The sequence below is a fragment of the Clostridium sp. genome (genome assembly GCF_050717635.1).
GTDB lineage: Bacteria > Bacillota > Clostridia > Clostridiales > Clostridiaceae > Clostridium_AD.
In genome coordinates this window covers 23,055-44,112 of the sequence record NZ_JBOITO010000030.1, presented here as the reverse complement: position 1 = coordinate 44,112, position 21,058 = coordinate 23,055, and the positions used below count along the sequence as shown (strand labels likewise).

The following is a 21,058-nucleotide window of genomic DNA, read 5'->3' as shown; positions in this document are numbered from 1 at the left end:
TAAAATGAGTAAATTATGGGAAAGTTACCCTGATATTACAGAAGAATTACAAGATATAAAAAAAATAATTGTGAATAATGTAAAATCAAGCGAAAAAGAGTTTGATGAAGCTATTTCTCCATTAGTTAATGCGGAAGGAAAGATGTTAAGACCTGCTTTTTTACTACTAGCAGCAAAATTTGGAGAGTATGACAAGGATAAAATGCACAATCTAGCAGCAGCCATTGAAATGATGCATATGGCCACACTGGTTCATGATGATGTTGTAGATGAATCTAAACTAAGACGTGGCGTAGAAACCGTGCAACATAAATATAGTAAAGAATATGCAGTGTATATAGGAGATTTTCTATTTTGCCAATGTTTTATAATGCTTGCATCATATAATTATTCCACGGAAAACTTAAAAGACATTTCAAAAGCCATATCTAAGATATGTATGGGTGAAATAATACAACATAATATGAGATACGTAACAAATACAAATCTTAAAAAATATATAAAGGTTATCTCTGGAAAAACAGCAGCACTATTTGCTATTAGTTTTTATACTGGCGCAAAGGAATCCAAATGCACAGAGAAAACTTCAAAGTTACTTGGAAGAGTTGGCTACTATATTGGAATGGCTTTTCAAATAATAGATGATTTGCTAGATTATAGTGGAGATGCTAGCGAACTGGGCAAAACCACTCAAACCGACTTAATTAAAGGCTATTATACGCTACCATTAATATATGCTATGTCTGAAGATAAAGAAAATAGAATTTCAACCATTTTAGATAACTCTTCATTTAATGAAGAGAATGTAAAAGAAATAACTATTCTAGTTAATAAATTTAAAGGGATAGATAAAGCTAAAAATTTAGCTGATAAATACACAAAAAAGGCGTTTGATTATATAGAGAAATTACCTGAGTGCGAAAGCAAAAAAACAATTAAAGATATAACAGAAAAATTATTAAATCGTACTTCCTAAATATTTTTAGAAAGGAGTGAATTGGTGGCCTATAAAGATTTACAGGATTTTATGCATCTTTTGAAAGAAAAAAAACTTCTGGATGAAATTCAAATAGAAGTAGACAGAGGTCTCGAAATTATACTTCCTCTAGTAATAACAGTTGACCCAGAAACTAATCAGCAAAATGTTGGTATGTACAGGCTTTAAGTATATGATAAGAATACTACTGGTATGCATTGGCATCTACTGCATGGAAAGTATTTAATAATATAGACCCAAGTAGATAAAGAATTGGTAGATGCCAGGTTGGAAAAATATGGTATTAAAGAAAATTAAAATCTATGGTGAGTTAGTTATGTTTTCACATTCGCTTTTCTCCCTACCTTTCGCACTAATTGCAATGATTTAAGCAGCTGATGGATTACCTTCAGCTGCTACAATATTTTGGATATTAGTTGCACTGATGGGAGCTAGAAATGGGTCGAATGCTCTTAATAGAATAGTTGATAAGGATATTGATAAAAAGAATCGTAGAACAGCAAATAGCGGCTATTGTTTACTTTGGCTATAGGTATACCAATAGGAATTTTAATGGGTTATTTCATTATGGATTCTTGGATGAGAGTAAGCTATATTCAAATGTATTCTGGTATTTTGATTTTAAGTATAATTGGTGTGTTTTTCTTTATCCTAATTGATATTTTAGAGGGTATATTTTGTCCTTGGAAATTTATATACGGTAGATAACCATTGATGATGGTAACACCCATAAATAAAGGCATATCTAAGAGTTTTTCTTAAATATCTCTTTTTATCTGCGTTGTCTCGCATAGAAATAAAAATGTTTTTCATTTAATAATCTACATAATAATTAGCCCCTAAAATAACATAGATTATAGTAAAGAAAGTAGCGGAAATTATAACTTCTGCTACTTATTTTTATTAATTTAATCGCTTTATAAGAAAAAAATCACTGTTTATTCCAGGAAACATATTTATCTGCCAGTGTCATTGGAACCATGTGAAATATATTGCCATACAAAACATTAACTTCATCATCACGCCAACCACTCTTAGCATGCATAATAATGTTTTGGTTTGACATACCACCGAAAACTGGAACTTCGTACATCACAGTTCTTCTATATTTATCATTATTATAAGCAATTACCGTTGCTGTGCCTATTTGACTGTCATACCTCTTATCAATTGGTACGGTCACTGTAATATCAGCAACACCATCTTTTCCCGTTTTCGTTGTTCCAACAATTTTGCCATTAGAATCAATTATAATTAAATTGATGTTTTGTATAATAGTAGTATCCGTATCATCACTTTCACGGGAAATAAAATGCAAAGGATATGTTACTGTTCCATCTTTGCTTTGCTCTTTGGCTTTAACAGAGAGGGTATTGAAAGAAGAACCATTGTGCTCTTTTATAGCAGAACAAGATGTAAGTGATGAAATTAATAAAATAGCTGAAATTGTTATATAGATTATTCTTTTCAAAAATATACCTCCTTTTAGATTACTATTAAATTCACTTTAGGAATAACTTAACACTGTTTATAGTACCCTTTTAGATGTCTTATAATTCGTAAAATTATATAAGTATATCATTATTGATTTATATAGAATATTAATATGAATTTCAAATATTTAACATGAAATTTCGGTTAGCCAACTACAGTCCTATTCGATTTAATTTAGTGATACGTTACGTGTTCACCCTTTCATCAAATCATTTTAAAGGTGAATTTTTAATGAGACAATTCAATATTTACGATAAATAAAATTATAAACCCTTTACTTTCAGTAGTTTATAACCATCAACGGATTATTACAGTATATAACTTGGAAATAAGTGAAATGACATAGTAGTTTAATAATGATATACTTATATAAATGGCTATGAAATCCCAACATGCCTAATAAGGAGGATACTTATTTGAAAAAAATATTAGGGTTAGCTTTAACAATAGTTTTAGTAGTTACAGTAGTAGCTTGTGGCGCTAAACCTAAAATTTACAAAGAAGGAACCTATGAGGGGAACGCTGAAGGACATATTGGAAATATAAAGGTACAAATAGTAACAGATCAATATGAAATTAAAGAAATTGTAATACTGGAGCAGCAAGAAACTCCAGTAGTAGCTGATATAGTTTATAAAAAAATTCCAGCAAGTGTAATAAAGAAAAATTCTCCAGAGGTTGATGTTGTGGCAGGAGCTACATATACAAGTAAGGCACTTATTAAAGCCATAAAGGATGGATTGTGTAAAGCAACATTAAAATAATAATAATATGAGGTGAAATGTTATTGAAATTACAGTATAGATTAACAATATTTATAAGCGTTATAATATTCATTGTAATTGGTGGCATAGGAATTGTTTCTTATTATCAAGTTCAAAATTCTGTGGAAACTCAAATGGGAAATAATGCTATGGATTTAGCTGTAACTATTGCTTCTATAGATAAAATTGAAGATACTTTAGCAACTTCAAAAGATTATAAAACAGTGCAAGATACTATAGAAAGTTTTAGAGAAAAAACAAGATTTCAATATATTATTGTTATGGATATGGAGGGGATAAAATACTCCTATCCTTATGGTCGTTCCTTAGGTAAAAAATATGCTGATGGTGGAGAAAAACCTGTGCTTACAAAAGGTGAATCTTACGTTGCTAAGGATAGAAATGTGTTGTTCTCTGCATTAAGAGCCTTTGTACCCATTTATTATAATGGAGAGCAAGTAGGAGCGGTTTTAGTTGGCCTTTTAACATCTACTGTATATGCTGAGCTTAGTATTCATATGCTTTATTTAAAGATAGCTTTAGTAGTAGGATTAATACTTGGAATAGTAGCTGCGGCGCTTTTAGCAAATTCAATAAAAAAAAGTATCTATGGATTAGAGCCAAAAGAAATAGCACTTCTCCTAGGGCAAAAGGATTTGATTTTACAGAATCTAAAAAATGGAATTATAGCTATTGATAGTTATGGAAAAGTAATACTTTTTAACAAAATAGCTAAGGAAATGTTAAAACTAGAAGATGAAGATATAGGTAAATATATTTCTGATTTGAATATGAAGTATTCAGAGGAAATTATGCAAGTACTTAAAAATGAGGAAGGAGTTTATAATCAAGAAATTAAAATGTGCTCTGATAAAACCCTTATGTGTAGTCACAGCTTACTTAAAAATCCTAAAGATGAAATTATAGGTGTTGTATCTAGTTTTCAGGATTTAACTGAAGTTAAACATATGGCAGAAGAATTAACTGGAATTAAAAAAATGACAAGTGCCCTAAGAGCGCAAAATCATGAATTTATGAATAAGCTTCATACTATTTCAGGACTTATACAACTCGAAGAATATGATGAAGTGGTTGAATACATTAGCGATATAGCTAAGGTTCGACAAGAAGTTTCTGATATTCTATGTAAAAGAATTAAAAATGTTCACGTAGCAGGTCTGTTACTCGCAAAATATAATAAAGCAACAGAAGCTAAAATTTCAGTAGAAATCGATTCAAATTCTTATCTAGATAAAATCCCTAAAACCATAACAGAAGATGAAATATGCTCCGTTATTGGAAACTTAACAGAAAATTCCATTGAAGAATTAGTGAAACTTGAGAAAGGTAAGATATATATACTTTTAAATTCTAATAATGGAGCACTCACAATAAGGATTAGTGATAATGGTCCTGGAATTAGCGAAGATATAATAGGTAGTGTTTTTACTCGTGGGTTTACGACTAAAACCGGCAATAGAGGTTTCGGACTTAGTATTGTTAAGCAAATAATAGAAGAGGCTGGTGGAAGTATAAATATTCTACAAGATAATGGAACTATATGGGATATATATATACCAATGAAAAGGGGTAGAAAGAATGATTAAGGTTCTTATTGTTGAAGATGACCCAATGGTTAGGGAGATTAACGAAAAATTTTTAAAGAAGGTAGAGGGATTTGAGCTATACGCCTCTGTTAATTCAATTGAAAAGGCAAAAGAAGTTATATTAAGTGGTCAAATAGACTTAATATTATTAGATGTTTTTTTACCACAAGGTAAAGGAACAGATTTATTAAAGTGGACCCGACTAGAAGATTTTAAATGTGATGCTATACTAATAACAGCGGATAGGAACACAGAAACAATAGAAGAATCTTTTAGATATGGTGCAGTGGATTATTTAGTAAAGCCCTTTATATTTAATAGGTTCAAGGAAGCACTGCTCCAATTTAGAAGCAGAAAGAATAGTTTTAAAAATATTGATAGTATGGACCAGGGAATTATTGATAAGTATACCATGAAAGAGAATAAGCATGTTATAGAATATGATGATTATATCGGAGACATTAAGGGTTTTAATCAATACACTTACGAAAAAATATTAGTAGGTATATCTGACATGAAAGACAATACTTTTACATCTGATGAGATGGCAAAAAATATAGGAGTTTCCAGAATAACGGCTAGAAGATATCTGGATTATTTGGAGAAAGAAGAAAAACTTGTGGTTGAAATGGAATATGGTAAAGTGGGTAGGCCTAAAAATAAATATAGAATAAAAGGAGAATATTAGTGCTATTATCATGCACTAATATTCTCCTTTTAATTAAAATTCTTCAGTTTCTAATTTGAATCCCTCTATGATAATATCTTCATCAATTTCAACAAGTAGGCATCTTCTGCCATCCTTATTTTTTACCTGTTTAACTGAATTGAGATCCTTAGGGGTTAAAGTAATATTTGCAGTTTCGCAAGTAATCTTAATTGATTTTGAATTAAAGTCCGGTAAAATATTATCTATCTTAAAATCGTACTTGGTACCACAGGTTTCTTCAAATGCAATTTCTATATCGGATAAAACCTCTGCACCACAATTATTAAGAATATTTTTAACGTCAGTGATCCCAAGAATAGGAGTCTCTCCTTCATCTGCTTGCTGTGCAAGTTCATATATATTAGCATAAATATCCTGTATAAGTTCAGGCTTAATTTTATCGCCAATTATAGATTTCAAAATATCACTAAAGCAATTTTTTTCGTCTTCAGCGGTAAATTTGAAACCACAGTTAAGAACATTCTCAATAAAAGGAATATTCAATTCCTTAGGTTTTGAAGCATAATATAAGATTTTATTAATATCGGAATATCCACTAGTAAGACTAGGGAACATGAAACCCTCTAAGGGTGCATTAAGATTTATAACTGTATCTAAAGCTGAATTTGCCTTAAATTCCTTATCATTATAGTCATATTTTAAAGTCCTTTTTGGAATATCTATTTTGTTCACACTTGATAAAATGAAATTAAAGGCTTGTACTGCATCATCAATACTTTCGTCTGCATCCAAATTTCTATGATTTGATCCGAGCCAGTACTCAGCTTTAATAAAAGTAACAATCACATCAGTATCATATTTATAGTTAGCTGTAATTTTTTCAATAAGCTTATTAATGTAGATTTGTATATGTTCTTTATTAGTTTCTTTTAAAGCATTAATTAAAAGCTTTTGAGTGTTATTATCTTCTTCAATATTTTCAAAATCTAATTCGAAAATTTTAGTATCAAGAGCACCAGTAAGTACTTTTTTAAAATTACCTAGAAATAACTCTTTCTTATCCATATCCATTCTATCAAAAAAATTAAATTCTGAATAAATAATTGGTTCAAAGTCAATTTGTACATTATCTTTTTTTAGATAAACACTATAAATTTCCTGTATTTTCATCATACCACTGTCTAATTTAAACTCTTTTCTTATGTTTGCTAACTCTTTTTTATTCATAATTAAACCTCTTTTCATTGTTATTTTCATTTATATGTCTAAAATTATAACACAAAATTATAGCTTCTATTTATTTTATATAAAGTTAATAATTTTTAATAAACCAATCTATTAGTTTTTTAGCTATACTTATACTATCAGGGGTTAAAGGCATATCATTGGAATTATAAAAGTTAGCACAACCAATCTCTTTACCATCTACTTCAATTTCACCACTTTCATATTCGGCAGTAAATCCTATCATTAGAGAACTGGGGAAAGGCCAGGGCTGATTCCCAAAATATTTTATGTTTTTAACAGTGATTCCTGTTTCTTCACGAACTTCGCGAATAACACAATCTTCAAGCGTTTCACCCACCTCTACAAAACCAGCAATTACACTATATAAATCCACAGGGAACCCATTATTATGCGCAAGAAGCAATTTTTTTTCTTTAATTACAGCCACGATTATGGCTGGTGAAATTCTAGGGTGATTTATAAAGTTGCATTTTGGACACGCCATAGCTCTTTCACCTTCTACAATATGAGTAAGCGAGCCACATATTCCACAATATTTGTGATCAGTATAAAAGTTTACTATTTGAATAGCTCTGCCACCAATCCAAAACATATCTTCTGATAGTTTATGAGTAAGAGCTTTAAGTTTGCTGAAATACATATTACTAGGGATTATAGTCTTTTTATCTAATTGCCCACAAAAGCAATTTAGCCCATTTATAGACCCAAAGTATTGAATATTGTTTAATTCTAAATTCACTAAGTCTATAAATGTGGGCATTACTGCATTATTATCTTTAGTTTTAACTAATAATTCATTGTCATAAAATAAAAAATAAATATCTAAATTTGTTTTAGGTGATAATAGCTCTACTGCTGGTATAAAATTCGTTGTATTTTCATCGCTCTGCATTGATATCATATCTCCAATCTATAATTGTATATAACTTCTTGATTTTATATAATTATAGCATATACATAAAATCATTAATATTAGAATTTTAACGGTTTTTTTTATGTTCATACATATAATTTGTGGTTTTGGGGTTCCTTTACATTGTATATATGGTAAAATTATAGGTGAGTAGTATTTGCATTTAAAGGAGGTATTATATGGATATTAAAGAATCACCTAGTATTCCTTATTGTAATATAGGAATTATGGCATTAGAAAGTAGTTCTGAGCTAGGTAATAGGATAAATGATATTTTAATGAAGAAACGTATGAACGATGTAAGTGAATCAGTAAATTATGCCCAGGGTGAAGATAATTCTTTTCTCATAAAAATGAAGGATATTAGATTTTCAAACGGTGAAGGTAAAATTATTATAGAAGATACCGTTAGAGGGAAAGATATATTTATATTATGTGATGTAGGAAATTATAGTTGTACATATAAAATGTTTGGTTTTGAAAACCATAAAAGTCCAGATGATCATTTTCAGGATTTAAAGAGAGTTTTGTCTGCATTAGGCGGGAAAGCAAGAAGAATAACAGTTATAATGCCATTACTATATGCAAGCAGGCAGCACAAAAGAAAGCATAGAGAGTCTCTTGATTGTGCTATGGGACTTAAAGAACTAGAAAAACTAGGTGTTAATGACATAATAACTTTTGATGTTCATGACCCAAACGTTCAAAATGCAATACCACTTATATCTTTTGATAATTTATACCCAACATATGAAATTGTTAAAATGATTTTACAAGAGGAGCCTGATCTATTAATAGATAAAACCAAGATGTTAGTAATAAGTCCAGATACCGGTGCAATGGATAGAGCAGTGTATTACTCTAGTGTGCTCGGTCTTGACATTGGGCTTTTCTATAAAAGGAGAGACCATTCAAAAGTAGTAAATGGTAGAAATCCAATAGTACAGCATGAATATATGGGCAGGGAAGTCGAAGGGCAGGATGTTCTCATAGTTGATGACATGATAGCTTCAGGTGAATCAGTATTTGATATAGTTCTAGAATTAAAAAAGCGTAAAGCTAATAGAATATTTGTTACAGCAACTTTTGCATTATTTACAGAAGGCATTGAAAAGTTTAATAAATTTTATGAAGAGGGTTTAATCGAAAAAATATATTCAACAAATTTAACCTATCTCCCTAAAGAGGTTAGAGAAGCTAAATGGTTCCGTGAGGCCGATATGTCACAGTTTATAGCTAACATAATAGATAACTTAAATTATGATAGATCCATAGCTCCGCTACTTGACGTTACTAGTCGCATAAAAAACTTATTAAATAATAGAACATCTTAAAAAAATGTAACAAATATTGTGGAAAAGTGACATATGTCATGTATTATTAAATTTTATTTGTTATAATCATTAATGTATGATTAAATTATACTAATAAGTTATTAAGATATTATATCTTTTAAACTAAATACAATTATAAGGAGGTTCAATATGATACCAACAGCACATATTGAAGTAAAAGAAGAAGGAATCATTGCAAAAACTGTATTAATGCCAGGTGATCCATTACGTGCACAATTTATTGCAGACACATTTTTAGAGAATGTTCAAAAATTTAATAATGTACGTAATGTGTTTGGATATACGGGTACATATAAGGGACGTAAAATTTCTGTTATGGCTAGTGGTATGGGTATGCCTAGTATTGGTATCTATTCATATGAATTATTTAATTTTTATGGAGTAGAAAACATTATACGAATTGGTTCATGTGGTGCTTACACTGCTGATTTAAACTTATATGATGTTATTTTAGCTACGCAGGCGTGGAGTGAATCTACTTATGCAAAAGTCCAAAGTGGATATGAAGGTGATATTATTGATGCATCGCCAGACTTAAATATTAAATTGGAGAAAATTGCAGAGGAATTAGATATTAAAGTTCATAAACATATAGTTCACTCCTCTGATGTATTTTACCGTGAAAATTTTGATGATTATAAAGATATTTATAAAAAACACGGCTGTACTTCAGTAGAAATGGAATCATTTGCATTATTTCATAATGCAAATATATCTGGTAAGAAAGCAGCTTGTCTATTAACAGTTTCAGATAACTTAGTAACTCGTGAGTTAACTACTTCTGAAGAAAGACAAGAAGCATTTACTAATATGATGAAGATAGCTTTAGAGATGGCTGAATAGTGCCATCCACGTGGCAAGTGGCAAGTTTCATAAAAATATTTTAAATTAATAAGAAAGTTCCTCAATAAAAATTATTGAGGAACTTTCTATTATATTTATAATGCTATTTATATTGCTTTTCGTTTTACAATTAAGGATTTGTAGGCTTCTATAATAAGTACTATTGCTAGGATGAATAACAAAACTGCAAAAGAACCAAGAATAAAATTTTTATCTTCACTGAAGATATATTGCTTAACAAGTAGGAATAATGCTGAAAGAGATACAGCAAACATGAAGATCATAGGAATTACAGTCATAGTAGTTTTCTTTCCCGTATTTGCAAGCCATGAACTTACTGCAAGTAAAGCCAGTGCTGCAAGTAACTGGTTTGCTGAACCGAATATTGGCCAAATCTTTTGATAACCATATGCTAATAATGCAGCTGATGCTAATACAGTTATGAGGGTTGAGGTATACATATTAGCATATATTTTTTTAGTTTTATAAGATGTATTACTAAAGAATTCTTGGAAAATATATCTACCAATTCTTGTAGCTGTGTCTAAGCTTGTTAAAGCAAATGCAGAGAATGCAAGAATAACAAAAACCTTTCCAATTTCTATTGGTAATCCAAAGCTATTCATAAAGGTTGAAACTCCACCTGCAAAAACTTGAGCTGGTGTACCTTGTGATTTTGCAATGTATCCAACGGAAATAAGAGCAATTATTGCAACTAATCCTTCTATGAGCATTGCACCATAACCTATAAGTTTTGCGTCACCTTCTTTAGAAATTTGTTTTGAACTGGTGCCAGAAGCAACCAAAGAGTGAAAACCTGAAACAGCCCCACAGGCAACGGTAACGAATAAGAAGGGGAATAGTGTTTGATTTTTAACTTTAAATGATGTAAAACCAGCCAGTTCCATAGTAGGATGAGTTAAGAATATTCCGAGCACCGCACCTGCTAGCATTGCATAAAGTAAGAAAGAACATAAATAATCTCTTGGTTGTAGTAACATCCAAACTGGAAGTATGGATGCTACAGTAATATAAATTAAAAGAAGGATATCCCATTGAAATTTAGTAAGCTTAACAAATGGGAAGGAATAACCAAGCCATATACATAAAAACAATAAAATAACTCCTACAATAGTAGATAATCCAACGCTAGCATTTTTTCTATAAACAGCAAATCCAAATGCCATAGCAAGGATAATAAATAGTAATGATGCTGTTCCTGCCTGAGCACCAATAAGAACTGTAGGATTTGTAGCATCATATGCAAAAGTTGAAGCGCAAATATCAGTAAAAGCAGCAACTACGAGTACTAATGTAACCCATGCAAAAATATTAAATATTATTTTACCTTTTTCACCAATGTTAGCTCTAATAATTTCACCTATTGATTTTCCGCCATGTCTTATAGATGCAAACAATGAACCGAAATCATGTACACCACCTATAAAAACACTACCAATTACAATCCATAAGAAAACAGGAATCCAACCAAAAACAGCAGCCTGAATTGGACCTGCTATAGGACCAGCACCAGCAATAGAAGAAAAATGATGACCTAAAAGAATTTTTGCGTCTGCAGGACAGTAATCTATATTGTCAAATTTTGTGTGAGCAGGAGTTTCTATTTTGGTATCAACACCCCATTTTTTAGATAGGTATGCACCATAAGTGACATAAGCAGTTAAAAAAAATATGATTCCTAAAAGTAGCAGTACAATTGAGTTCATAAATATACCCCCTTTTATTTATTTAAAGATGTAGGAATATACACCTTTTTTACACTGTTAGCTCTCTTATTGGGTATAACTAGGTTATTACTTAAATCAACTAATATTAATCTTATATCACTCCAACCATGAAAATATAATTTGTAGGATTTGGTATATTTGAATTTTTTGATAAACTTTTTTGTGCTTTTGTCTATGGATGTATTACATACAATTACACCTGTAATTGTAGAACTCTTATGCTCTCTATGAGGTTTTACTAAAGCAGTTACTAAAGTTTTTAAATACTCTGTATATTCTGAAACTTCTTCTCTATTAATCGAATTATAAACGTTTACAACGCAATACTCATTAAATTCGAATCTATCAATAATATCTTTTTGTGTAATAAATGTTCGGCCACCTATACCATTGTGCTCTGCAAAAAGGTTTATTCTTTTTTCGCAAAGGCTTACATCCACACTAACATTAAAGTTTTTATTGTATTTTATAGATAAGGTTTCTATATAATTGCTTGCTATCATGATAAACACCACCTATGCCTTAGATTAGAGTATTTAAACATCTAATACATTATATTTGAAAAAATATTAAAATATTACACTAACCTAATGGCTGGAAATATAAAAAATCACTCAATTAAGAGTGATTTTTTATTGTTAGTATATTATTTTATTCTATAATCTTCGTTGTTCCTCCAATTCCTCTTGCTTTTTTAGTCTATATTCGTAGCAGAGGTAAAGTTCCTCTAGCTTAGTATTATAATATTTAGTGGATATCTTAACTTGTGTTATATTACCAAGTTTATTCAAATCTTCAAAGAATTTTTTAATTATGGATTCTATTACTTTTAAATTACTATATTTAACCTTATCAATTATAGAATCACACTCGTCATTAAAAATTCTAAGAACTAGTTTAATCATGTCTTCTGTGGCATTGTCCACTAGTTGATTATTTTCATTTATATCCCCATCCACAATCCATTGTTTGAATTCTATAGCTTCTTTAGATTTAATCATGCTTATTTGCTTTTCTCTTATAGCCTGTAACAATATTGAAGACTTTTCTGATTCCATCAAATTATATTTAGGTTTAGAAATCCCAAAGCTTTGCATTAAAATATCACCATCTAAAGTAATTATTTGAGACTTTAAAGTATCTACACATGTTTTCACATTATTATATTCTAAATTAAGTTCATCAATAGCTTGTGTTTTAGTTTCTATTAAAATTTTGAATTCATTTGATTTCTCCTCCAGTTCACTTGCTTTATGTCCAATTAAATCCTCATACTCTTTACTTTTCTTTTCAACGAATTCATCATATTCATTAGATTTATCTTCAAGCACTTTGCTTTTTAATAGGATTAAATTATCATATTCATTTGATTTCTGTTCGAAGTCTTTAGATTGATATAAAGCTTGGCTATTATATTCTACATTAAGATCTTCGATATCTTTTGTTTTTGTTTCAATTAGATTAGAATATCCTTCTAACTCCACTTCAAGTTCTTTTGTTTTTGCTAGAATTTGACTCATGCCTAGTTGAGTTGGAGTTAATTTTATATATTTTAAATTTTTATTTTCCTCCATTAATTTATCAATCTCTGATTTATATTGTTGTGCATTTAAAGCATCTTTAATTGATGTAAGTATTGCCATTAAAAGTCCTCCCTATTTCCTTATTAATTTACAGTATACCACAAAAAATTCATTTAAAAATCTGGTAATGACGTCCAATATAAAACATTTCTACAAGATATCTTTAAATTATAAGTATATTAGTATATAATAATGGGAGCATCATTAGAAAAAACATTCATGAAAATGAATATTAAGGAGTACTTTATGAGAAAAGTTTATAAGGATCCAAAAGAACTTTCAATGTGTTTAAAAGATTTAGTGGATTTATATTTGGACAATATTATTACATATGAAAAGCTAGTAGAAAAAATAACTATCTTGCTTAATGCAAACGAAGAAAGGATTTATAAGGATGGTAATATATCAACAAAAATTTTATATATAATAGGTAGCACAAGAGTAGACATTATTAATGAAATCTATTCGGCAAGAGATAATTGATAAATTACATTAAAAAAACGTGGGATCCTCCACGTTTTTAAGAAATTATAAATTTAATCAGTTGACTTAATTATTGTTGTCTGCCAATTTCCTTTTTTATAAAGATAGTATCCATATAAACAAATAATTAAATTACTAGAGCTCATTGAAATCCATATTCCTGTTGAGCCAACTGTTGTAAAATACTTAAAAAGAAGTATCATAGGAAGTCTAACAAACCATAGCCTACCTATATCCATACTCATAGAGTATTTTGTGTGTCCTGAGCCCTGAAATATTCCTTGGAATACACTTAGTATACCCATTAGGGGCATAGAAAACGAAATATAGGTTAAATAAGTAATGGCCTGAGATATAACTTGATTATCATCTTTTGAGCGTATAAAAAAATTCACTATTGATTTATTTTTCCAAATAAGAATTATACATCCTATAATTGAAATAGTTATGGTAAGTTTTAATGCCTTAACAAAAGCTTCCTTAACTCTTGTTAACTTTGATGAACCAATATTTTGGCCTACGATAGCAGTTAACGAGGCTCCTATTCCCATGGCTGGTTGCATAATAAGAGAAGTTATTCTATTTACCATACCAAAGGCTGCAAGGGTTGCAGTTCCATAAGATACAATAAATCCATTAAGTATTATAAATCCAAGAGCAGCGCCAGTTTGACCAATAGTAGAAGGAAGTGAAACCTTAAATATTTCACTTAGAATATTTTTATCAAATCTGAAATTTTTAAAACTTGGTTTTATTTGCCATGTGGATTTATGGATCATATATAATCCAGCAATTGCCAGAAGAATCTTTGATATAATTGTAGCTACAGGTGCTCCTGCAATTCCCATATTAAAGGTAAAAATAAAAATAGGATCTAAGATAGCATTTATAATAACACTTATAGAAATTAATATTGTTGGTGTTAGTGTATTACCTTCAGAACTCATAATGGCATTAAAGCAGAAAAATAAAAAGGTGAAGGGCATATCTAAAAAGGTAATCCTTAAGAATATTTCACTGAAGCTCGCGAGTTCACCGGTTGCTCCCATAAGGTTTATTATAATTGGGCTCATTAAATATCCTACAAATGAGAAACAAAGACCAAACAGAGTTGCAATTGCAATAAGCTGAGAAGCGTATTGTGATGCTTTGTGATATTTTGATGCACCAATAAATTGGGATAAAATTGATGTTCCTGCAATAAATAAACCAACGCCTACAGAAATAAATAGGAAGATAACTGGCCATACAAAAGATATTGCAGCGAATTGTATTGAGCCAAGCTTACTTACCCATATTCCGTCAATTAAACTATATAGGGTTTGCATTAAATTACTAAGCATTATTGGTGCTGCCAAAGTTATTATCACTTTATACATTGACCCTTTTAGTACAAGATTCTTTCGCTCATTCATATTCATATATTAATCCCCCAAACTTTTTAAAAGGCGTTATGCCTTTATATCATTAGTTATATAGTGTCAGTTGACCTAATAATATTATATCATGCAAAAAAAAAAGCGCTAGAGGGACTTACTAATTAATAATTTTTATTAAAGAGAGGGTTTAACAATTTTACGTGGAATACTTAACAAGAAAGTATAATTTTTTTTGAGGAGGAATATTATGAACCTTAATATAAAGAATAACGCCAGAAAAGTGTTGAGTATTTTTCTAGCGATTATTCTAGTTTTTTCACAATTATTTTTGCTGTTTCCAAATGTCCAAACGTTTGCTTTAAACGGCAAAACAAAGGTAATTGTTCATTATGCTAAAGATGCCAAAAGTGATTTAAAATGGAACATGTGGATGTGGCCAGATAAAAAGGATGGAAGTAAATTTGATTTTACTAAAAGTGATACATTTGGTCAGGTTTGCGAAGCTAAGTTTGATGGAGACTTAAATAAAGTAGGATTTATAGTTCGTACTGATGAATGGGAAAAAGACATTGAGGATGATAGATATATCGAGAACTTCAAAGAGGGTGTTTCCGAAATTTGGCTTAATGGAGGCGATACTAACGTATATTATTCTCTAGCTGAAGCAATTTCCTCAAATGAAACTACGGCAGCTCTAGATAAATCAGGTAAATTTACAGTTGCAAAATTAGATGAGCTAAATATCATAAGCCTAGAAACAAACATAGCAATTCCATTTGTACCAGATAGTACTGAGGGTATTACAGTTAAGGTTGATGGAGTGGATGCAAAAATAGATAAAATAACAAGTGATGAAGTAGTAGAGGCTACTGCAACTATTGCTAAAATAGAGCTTGCCATAAATGTGAACCCAGGTCAAAAACTTGTGGTTTCTAAGGTAGGTTTCCCAGATAAGGAAGTAGTTCTTGGTGATGTAATGGGAAGTGATAGCTTTGAAAAAATGTATTATTATGATGGTGATGACTTGGGTAATACTTATGATTCAAGTAAAACAAGTTTTAGAGTCTGGGCACCAACTGCAACTGAGGTAAAGCTTGTAACCTACGAAAAGTGGGATGATAAAATTGGTAATGAAGCTGTTATGATGAAAGCTGGAAAGGGAACATGGACTATTGATTTAGTTGGAGACCAAAAGGGTATATTTTATACTTACAAGGTTAATATCGGAGGGGTTTGGACGGAAGCAGTTGATCCTTATGCACGTTCTGTGGCTGCAAATGGGGACAAAGGAGCTGTAATAGACGTAGAGGATACAAACCCAGAAATATGGAAGCCAAAAGAAAAACCTAAATTAGAAAATTTAACAGATGCAATTATTTACGAATTACATATTAGAGATTTTTCTATTGATAAATCAAGCGGCATGAAAAACATAGGTAAATTTTTAGCTTTAACTGAAACAGGAACAATTGGAGCCAATGGCAAAAAAACAGGTATTGATTATATAAAGGACTTAGGAGTAACACATGTGCAACTTATGCCAGTATTTGATTATGCTAGCGTAGATGAGACTTCAGAAAATCCCCAATTTAACTGGGGCTATGATCCAAAAAACTATAATGCCCCTGAAGGAAGTTATTCAACAGATCCATATAATCCAAACCTTAGAGTTAAAGAATTGAAACAAGCAGTACAAGCACTACATGACAAAGGATTAAGGGTAACCATGGATGTAGTTTATAATCACATGTTCAGTAGCAATGATTCTAATTTTAATAAGTTAGTGCCAGGATATTATTTTAGATATACTGAAGATGGTAAAGACACGAATGAAAGTGGATGTGGAAACACTATTGCTTCAGAAAATGCAATGGCAAGGAAATTTATAGTGGATTCAGTAATGTATTGGGCGAATGAATATAATTTTGATGGATTTAGATTTGACCTTATGGGTCTTCTTGATGTACAAACCATGACTGAAGTCAGAAAGCGTTTAAGCAGTTTAAACCCCTCTATCTTAGTTATCGGAGAAGGGTGGGATATGGGAACCACGCTTACTCCTGATGTGAAGGCAATCCAAAAAAATGCAAGCAAAATGCCTGAAATTGGATACTTTAACGATACAATAAGGGATGGAATAAAAGGTAGTGTATTTGAAGCAACAGACAAGGGCTTTGTTAACGGTAAAACTAATACTGAAGCCAGTATAAAAAAAGGGATAGTTGGTGGAATAGATTACTCCAGTGATATAACTACTTGGGGTAAGGTAGAACCCATACAATCTGTTACTTATGCAGAGGCTCATGATAATAATACATTATGGGATAAACTTCTTCTAACAAACCCAAAGGATGATGATAAAACAAGATTGAAAATGCATAGATTGGCAGATTCTATAATACTTACTTCCCAAGGTATACCATTCTTTCAAGCTGGTCAGGAATTTTTAAGAACTAAAGGTGGAGATGCAAACTCTTATAAGTCTTCTGATGCTGTAAATAAGCTTGATTGGGAAAGAAAATCTAAGAATATTGAAACTGTTGATTATTTTAAAGGCTTAATAACATTAAGAAAAGCACATCCTGCCTTCAGAATGACATCGGCAGATATGATTAAGAAAAATTTGGAATTCTTAACTGTACCTAAAAATGTGGTAGCATATGAAATGAACTATAATGCAAATATGGACACTTGGGCTAACATTGTAGTAGCTTTCAATGCAAATAAGGAAGATACAACAATTAAATTATCTAAGAAGGGTACTTGGAATATTGTAGTAGATGGTGAACGTGCCGGGGTTGAAACTATAAAACAATTTAGGGGTGATACACTAGTCGTGCCTGCACTAAGTTCTATTGTAATACATTATGAAGCCACAAATATATTTACAACGTTACCTTTTTGGATTTATACAATATTAATTTTGGCAGGAGTTACTACAATAATATTATTTATAAAGAGTAAAAAAAGGAAAAAATATTAAATTATATATGTAATTATAAAAGATTCTTATAATAAAATATAAGAATCTTTTATTAGGAGATGATATATTGTTAAAAATAATACTTTTAATATCACTTTTAATTATCATTGTTTTTCTTGTTGCTGTTTTTGTTATAGCGTGGCATTTTGCGAATATAATTCTGTACCCTAAGGTAGCAAAATATAACTACACATACCAGTACGAAATAGATAATGATAATATTCAAATAGAAGGATTTAACAAGTTAGAAAAACAAGAAATATATGTAGATTCTGAATATGGCTATAAAATTCATGGCTTTTTCTTTCCAAACAACAATTCTAAAAAAATTATAATATTGTGTCATGGAATAACTTGGAGTTTATATGGTTCTGTTAAATATATGGATATATTTTTAAAAAGAGGTTTCGCTGTGCTTATCTATGACCATAGAAATCATGGATTAAGTGGTGGGAAAGATACATCTTTTGGTTATTACGAAAAGTTTGATTTGAAAAAATGCACAGATTGGTTATATAATAATTTAGGTAAAGACATAATAGTAGGGTTACATGGAGAATCCATGGGGGCAGGAACAGTCCTTCAAAATATTGCAATAGACTCGCGTATTAAATTTTGTATAGAAGACTGTGGATACTCTGATGCAGAAGATTTATTTAAACACAGATTAGCAAAAGATTATAATATAAAAAAATTCCCCTTAATTAAATTATCAAGTAAAATTTGTAAGATAAGAGTAGGGTGGGACTTCAAAGATGTGTCACCAATAACTAGTTTACCTAAGGTAAAGATTCCAATATTATTTATTCACGGTGAAGAAGACGACTATGTACCTACTTTTATGTGCAATCAAATGTACTCAGTAAAGAATGGCTACAAAGATATATATATTGCGCAAGGTGCAGGACACGCGCAGGCATACTCTAAAAACAGTGGTGAATATGAAAAAAGAGTCAATGATTTTTTAAAAGATATAAATATAATATAAATGGTAAAAGGATGTGCTTTAATGTTTAAGCTAACACAAAATGAAAAAAAATATTTATACACAACTAATTATTCTAAAGATGAAGAAAGCTTATGCAAAATGGAAATGAAGTGCCTCTTTAATAAGCCACTCATGGATAAATACTTGTTTTCTGATATTTATGTAGATCCATCTAGAAGTCCTTTTATAAAAAAGTGCATTTCTATAATGTATTCTGGCGACACAATTGAAAAAATTATCGATCAAATTGTAATGGACAAATTAACTAGCAAAAATTATAAGGTTATTTATATAAATGCTACTGATGAAATCATGGGTTTTCATGATGGACGTAAGATTGAATTCCAAATTGGATATAGTATACTGGGAGAAGCTGAATTGAAAAAACCGGAAATTGTTTTTGGAGTAACAAAAATAGCTAACCAATGGGTATTCGGTGAGTGTGAAAGTAATACTTCTGACTGGGTACTTCACAATACAAAGCCCTTTTCTTATTCTAATGCACTAAAAGTTAATGTTTGTAGATCACTTGTTAATATAGCCGTAGGTAATCACCTTAATTGCAGTGTTGTGGATCCTTGTTGTGGCATTGGAACAGTGCTAATTGAGGCTATTTCAATGAATCTTAATATTAAAGGGTATGAGATAAATGCTTACATTGGTAAAAATGCAAAGACAAACCTTAGATACTTTGGTTATGAAGATGTAATAACTATTGGTAATATGCATGATATTAAAGAAAGGTTTGATGTAGCCATTGTTGATCTTCCCTATAACATATTCACTCAAATTACTCCTTTGGAGCAGTTGGCTATTATGGAAAGTGCACGCAGAATAGCAGATAAAATGGTTATTATAACATTTGAAGATATGGAGATTCAAATTAACTCGGTTGGTTTTCATATAGATGATAGGTGTACCATTTCTAAAGGAACATTTGAAAGACATGTATTTATATGTAGTTAGTATTTATTAAAAATTTAGCAAAAACAAACAAGTATATTTGCTGAAATGCAAATATACTTGTTTGTTTTTTAAAAGTTGTTACTAAAAATAGAAAACTATCTTTAGTATATCTCTATCTAATTCTTTTACCGGAAATCTTATCCACAATAAATACTATCGCAGCTATAACAAGTAATGTATGGATCATACTACCACCAATTTTAAATATTAACCCTAAAACCCAAAAGAATACTACAATTCCACCTACCCAGCGTAAAAATCCCATATACGACACTACCTTTCACATATGATTTATTTCTTATATATGTTAAAAAATTATATCATATATATTCATAATAAACTAATTATTCTCTAATATTATCCTAAGTTTTTCTTCTTCTACCTCTTTCTAAACTTAAATCTACAATAAATACTATTGCTGCAAGTACAAGTAACAGATGAATCATACTTCCTCCGATTTTAAATACAAGCCCTAATGCCCAAAAGAATACTACTATTCCACCTACCCAACGTAATAATCTCATTCAATACACTCCCTTTTATATATATTTACTAAATCTACTTATTTATTATAATGGCCTAAATTTAGAAAAAATATGTAAAATTATTTCAAATTCAATTTTAGTATCGTAACTGTGTCATTAAATATTATCCCATGTGCTATAATTATTAAATGGGATAGGGTGATTAAATGTTTTTTACAACTAAAAGAGCAAAACAAAAAAAAGAAAACGAAGCACGGCTTAGAAGAATTAATGGCTTTGAAGTGAGATATGTAACAACAAGAGATTCGAATAAGTATGGTGAATCAATAATTGGAAAGAGCTGCGTTATAAATATCATTAATAATCGGTTTAATATACGTTGTGATAAAAAAAATATTATTTCTCAAGACATAGATACTGTACGTTGCTCTGAATTAATGAGTGGAGAGGGAATAATTTTAAGATATGATGATGATAAAACTGGGGAAAATGTAGAGGTTATTGCTTATTATAAATACCACAGGAAATAAATATTTACAAATAAAACAATAA

General features: G+C 30.2%; 22 protein-coding genes and 1 pseudogene. 14 read left to right on the top strand and 9 right to left on the bottom strand.

Annotated elements, in window-relative coordinates; genetic code table 11:
• Positions 1-4: 4 nt before the first annotated feature.
• The 4 genes and pseudogenes from ACREWB_RS13495 (at position 5) to ACREWB_RS13480 (ending at position 1,705) form a co-directional block, all read left to right on the top strand.
• The gene (locus ACREWB_RS13495; RefSeq protein ID WP_431547967.1) at positions 5-976 is read left to right on the top strand and encodes a polyprenyl synthetase family protein; all 972 of its coding nucleotides are present in this window, start codon (positions 5-7) and stop codon (positions 974-976) included.
• Between the two features lie 24 nt (positions 977-1,000).
• On the top strand, positions 1,001-1,165 hold the full coding sequence (locus ACREWB_RS13490) for a hypothetical protein (protein WP_431547966.1): 165 nt from the start codon (positions 1,001-1,003) through the stop codon (positions 1,163-1,165).
• Positions 1,166-1,379: 214 nt separating this feature from the next.
• A pseudogene (locus tag ACREWB_RS13485) lies at positions 1,380-1,529 on the top strand (hypothetical protein); the annotation flags it as partial.
• Positions 1,520-1,705, top strand: a complete 186-nt coding sequence (locus tag ACREWB_RS13480; RefSeq protein ID WP_431547965.1) for a hypothetical protein — start codon at positions 1,520-1,522, stop codon at positions 1,703-1,705. The pseudogene ACREWB_RS13485 and the gene ACREWB_RS13480, both read left to right, overlap by 10 nt.
• 223 nt (positions 1,706-1,928) lie before the next feature.
• Here the strand turns inward: ACREWB_RS13480 and ACREWB_RS13475 are convergent, their stop codons facing one another.
• Positions 1,929-2,468: a hypothetical protein gene (locus ACREWB_RS13475; RefSeq protein WP_431547964.1), complete on the bottom strand. Its 540-nt coding sequence runs from the start codon at positions 2,466-2,468 to the stop codon at positions 1,929-1,931.
• Positions 2,469-2,907: 439 nt separating this feature from the next.
• Here ACREWB_RS13475 and ACREWB_RS13470 point away from each other — a divergent pair, with 439 nt between their 5' ends.
• From ACREWB_RS13470 to ACREWB_RS13460, 3 genes are read left to right on the top strand one after another with little or no spacing between them, the layout of a single operon-like run.
• Positions 2,908-3,255 carry an FMN-binding protein gene (locus ACREWB_RS13470; protein WP_431547963.1) on the top strand — a complete coding sequence of 116 codons (348 nt, stop codon included), beginning with the start codon at positions 2,908-2,910 and terminating at the stop codon, positions 3,253-3,255.
• A 23-nt stretch (positions 3,256-3,278) separates the two neighbouring features.
• Positions 3,279-4,862, top strand: a complete 1,584-nt coding sequence (locus tag ACREWB_RS13465) for an ATP-binding protein (RefSeq protein ID WP_431547962.1) — start codon at positions 3,279-3,281, stop codon at positions 4,860-4,862.
• Positions 4,855-5,550, top strand: a complete 696-nt coding sequence (locus ACREWB_RS13460; RefSeq protein ID WP_431547961.1) for a response regulator — start codon at positions 4,855-4,857, stop codon at positions 5,548-5,550. The genes ACREWB_RS13465 and ACREWB_RS13460 overlap by 8 nt, the downstream gene beginning before the upstream one ends.
• A 33-nt stretch (positions 5,551-5,583) precedes the next feature.
• On the opposite strand, the gene ACREWB_RS13455 is transcribed toward ACREWB_RS13460, so the two are convergent.
• Both ACREWB_RS13455 and nudC read right to left on the bottom strand, forming a co-directional pair.
• Positions 5,584-6,759, bottom strand: coding sequence for a DUF4317 family protein (locus ACREWB_RS13455; RefSeq protein WP_431547960.1), 1,176 nt, complete (start codon positions 6,757-6,759; stop codon positions 5,584-5,586).
• An 85-nt stretch (positions 6,760-6,844) separates the two neighbouring features.
• Positions 6,845-7,672 carry an NAD(+) diphosphatase gene (nudC, locus tag ACREWB_RS13450; protein ID WP_431547959.1) on the bottom strand — a complete coding sequence of 276 codons (828 nt, stop codon included), beginning with the start codon at positions 7,670-7,672 and terminating at the stop codon, positions 6,845-6,847.
• Positions 7,673-7,872: 200 nt separating this feature from the next.
• On the opposite strand from nudC, the gene ACREWB_RS13445 reads away from it, so the two are divergent.
• Both ACREWB_RS13445 and deoD read left to right on the top strand, forming a co-directional pair.
• A complete protein-coding gene (locus tag ACREWB_RS13445; protein ID WP_431547958.1) occupies positions 7,873-9,027 on the top strand; it encodes a ribose-phosphate pyrophosphokinase in 1,155 nt (384 codons plus the stop codon).
• A 150-nt stretch (positions 9,028-9,177) separates the two neighbouring features.
• Positions 9,178-9,891 (top strand): purine-nucleoside phosphorylase, encoded by a 714-nt coding sequence (gene deoD / locus ACREWB_RS13440; protein ID WP_431547957.1) that lies wholly within the window; start codon positions 9,178-9,180, stop codon positions 9,889-9,891.
• A gap of 107 nt (positions 9,892-9,998) precedes the next feature.
• Here the strand turns inward: deoD and ACREWB_RS13435 are convergent, their stop codons facing one another.
• The 3 genes from ACREWB_RS13435 to ACREWB_RS13425 all read right to left on the bottom strand — a co-directional run bounded on the left by ACREWB_RS13435 (position 9,999) and on the right by ACREWB_RS13425 (position 13,282).
• A complete protein-coding gene (locus ACREWB_RS13435) occupies positions 9,999-11,618 on the bottom strand; it encodes a carbon starvation CstA family protein (RefSeq protein WP_431547956.1) in 1,620 nt (539 codons plus the stop codon).
• A 14-nt stretch (positions 11,619-11,632) separates the two neighbouring features.
• A complete protein-coding gene (locus tag ACREWB_RS13430) occupies positions 11,633-12,142 on the bottom strand; it encodes a DUF8052 family protein (RefSeq protein ID WP_431547955.1) in 510 nt (169 codons plus the stop codon).
• Between the two features lie 153 nt (positions 12,143-12,295).
• Positions 12,296-13,282 (bottom strand): SNIPE associated domain-containing protein, encoded by a 987-nt coding sequence (locus ACREWB_RS13425; RefSeq protein ID WP_431547954.1) that lies wholly within the window; start codon positions 13,280-13,282, stop codon positions 12,296-12,298.
• A gap of 186 nt (positions 13,283-13,468) precedes the next feature.
• Here ACREWB_RS13425 and ACREWB_RS13420 point away from each other — a divergent pair, with 186 nt between their 5' ends.
• A complete protein-coding gene (locus ACREWB_RS13420; protein ID WP_431547953.1) occupies positions 13,469-13,705 on the top strand; it encodes a TIGR04540 family protein in 237 nt (78 codons plus the stop codon).
• A 53-nt stretch (positions 13,706-13,758) separates the two neighbouring features.
• On the opposite strand, the gene ACREWB_RS13415 is transcribed toward ACREWB_RS13420, so the two are convergent.
• Positions 13,759-15,126: an MATE family efflux transporter gene (locus ACREWB_RS13415; protein ID WP_431547952.1), complete on the bottom strand. Its 1,368-nt coding sequence runs from the start codon at positions 15,124-15,126 to the stop codon at positions 13,759-13,761.
• A 205-nt stretch (positions 15,127-15,331) separates the two neighbouring features.
• Between ACREWB_RS13415 and pulA the strand changes: the two genes are divergently transcribed.
• The 3 genes from pulA (at position 15,332) to ACREWB_RS13400 (ending at position 20,021) form a co-directional block, all read left to right on the top strand.
• Positions 15,332-18,067: a type I pullulanase gene (gene pulA, locus ACREWB_RS13410; RefSeq protein ID WP_431547951.1), complete on the top strand. Its 2,736-nt coding sequence runs from the start codon at positions 15,332-15,334 to the stop codon at positions 18,065-18,067.
• A gap of 67 nt (positions 18,068-18,134) precedes the next feature.
• Positions 18,135-19,055 carry an alpha/beta hydrolase gene (locus ACREWB_RS13405; protein WP_431547950.1) on the top strand — a complete coding sequence of 307 codons (921 nt, stop codon included), beginning with the start codon at positions 18,135-18,137 and terminating at the stop codon, positions 19,053-19,055.
• 21 nt (positions 19,056-19,076) lie between these two features.
• The gene (locus ACREWB_RS13400; protein ID WP_431547949.1) at positions 19,077-20,021 is read left to right on the top strand and encodes a TRM11 family SAM-dependent methyltransferase; all 945 of its coding nucleotides are present in this window, start codon (positions 19,077-19,079) and stop codon (positions 20,019-20,021) included.
• A gap of 112 nt (positions 20,022-20,133) precedes the next feature.
• On the opposite strand, the gene ACREWB_RS13395 is transcribed toward ACREWB_RS13400, so the two are convergent.
• The gene (locus ACREWB_RS13395; RefSeq protein WP_431547948.1) at positions 20,134-20,286 is read right to left on the bottom strand and encodes a lmo0937 family membrane protein; all 153 of its coding nucleotides are present in this window, start codon (positions 20,284-20,286) and stop codon (positions 20,134-20,136) included.
• Between the two features lie 97 nt (positions 20,287-20,383).
• Complete coding sequence (locus ACREWB_RS13390) at positions 20,384-20,545, bottom strand: lmo0937 family membrane protein (protein ID WP_431547947.1); 162 nt, start codon at positions 20,543-20,545, stop codon at positions 20,384-20,386.
• A gap of 167 nt (positions 20,546-20,712) precedes the next feature.
• Here ACREWB_RS13390 and ACREWB_RS13385 point away from each other — a divergent pair, with 167 nt between their 5' ends.
• On the top strand, positions 20,713-21,036 hold the full coding sequence (locus tag ACREWB_RS13385) for a hypothetical protein (RefSeq protein WP_431547946.1): 324 nt from the start codon (positions 20,713-20,715) through the stop codon (positions 21,034-21,036).
• Positions 21,037-21,058: the final 22 nt, after the last annotated feature.

Excerpts from the sequence above, each read along its gene's own strand:
- ACREWB_RS13420 (WP_431547953.1), top strand. The coding sequence starts at position 13,469 with ATGAGAAAAGTTTATAAGGATCCAAAAGAACTTTCAATGTGTTTAAAA.
- ACREWB_RS13390 (WP_431547947.1), bottom strand. The coding sequence starts at position 20,545 with ATGAGATTATTACGTTGGGTAGGTGGAATAGTAGTATTCTTTTGGGCA.
- nudC (WP_431547959.1), bottom strand. The coding sequence starts at position 7,672 with ATGCAGAGCGATGAAAATACAACGAATTTTATACCAGCAGTAGAGCTA.
- ACREWB_RS13460 (WP_431547961.1), top strand. The coding sequence starts at position 4,855 with ATGATTAAGGTTCTTATTGTTGAAGATGACCCAATGGTTAGGGAGATT.
- ACREWB_RS13435 (WP_431547956.1), bottom strand. The coding sequence starts at position 11,618 with ATGAACTCAATTGTACTGCTACTTTTAGGAATCATATTTTTTTTAACT.
- deoD (WP_431547957.1), top strand. The coding sequence starts at position 9,178 with ATGATACCAACAGCACATATTGAAGTAAAAGAAGAAGGAATCATTGCA.
- ACREWB_RS13400 (WP_431547949.1), top strand. The coding sequence starts at position 19,077 with ATGTTTAAGCTAACACAAAATGAAAAAAAATATTTATACACAACTAAT.
- ACREWB_RS13385 (WP_431547946.1), top strand. The coding sequence starts at position 20,713 with ATGTTTTTTACAACTAAAAGAGCAAAACAAAAAAAAGAAAACGAAGCA.
- ACREWB_RS13425 (WP_431547954.1), bottom strand. The coding sequence starts at position 13,282 with ATGGCAATACTTACATCAATTAAAGATGCTTTAAATGCACAACAATAT.
- ACREWB_RS13445 (WP_431547958.1), top strand. The coding sequence starts at position 7,873 with ATGGATATTAAAGAATCACCTAGTATTCCTTATTGTAATATAGGAATT.
- ACREWB_RS13455 (WP_431547960.1), bottom strand. The coding sequence starts at position 6,759 with ATGAATAAAAAAGAGTTAGCAAACATAAGAAAAGAGTTTAAATTAGAC.
- ACREWB_RS13430 (WP_431547955.1), bottom strand. The coding sequence starts at position 12,142 with ATGATAGCAAGCAATTATATAGAAACCTTATCTATAAAATACAATAAA.
- ACREWB_RS13495 (WP_431547967.1), top strand. The coding sequence starts at position 5 with ATGAGTAAATTATGGGAAAGTTACCCTGATATTACAGAAGAATTACAA.
- ACREWB_RS13395 (WP_431547948.1), bottom strand. The coding sequence starts at position 20,286 with ATGGGATTTTTACGCTGGGTAGGTGGAATTGTAGTATTCTTTTGGGTT.
- ACREWB_RS13415 (WP_431547952.1), bottom strand. The coding sequence starts at position 15,126 with ATGAATATGAATGAGCGAAAGAATCTTGTACTAAAAGGGTCAATGTAT.
- pulA (WP_431547951.1), top strand. The coding sequence starts at position 15,332 with ATGAACCTTAATATAAAGAATAACGCCAGAAAAGTGTTGAGTATTTTT.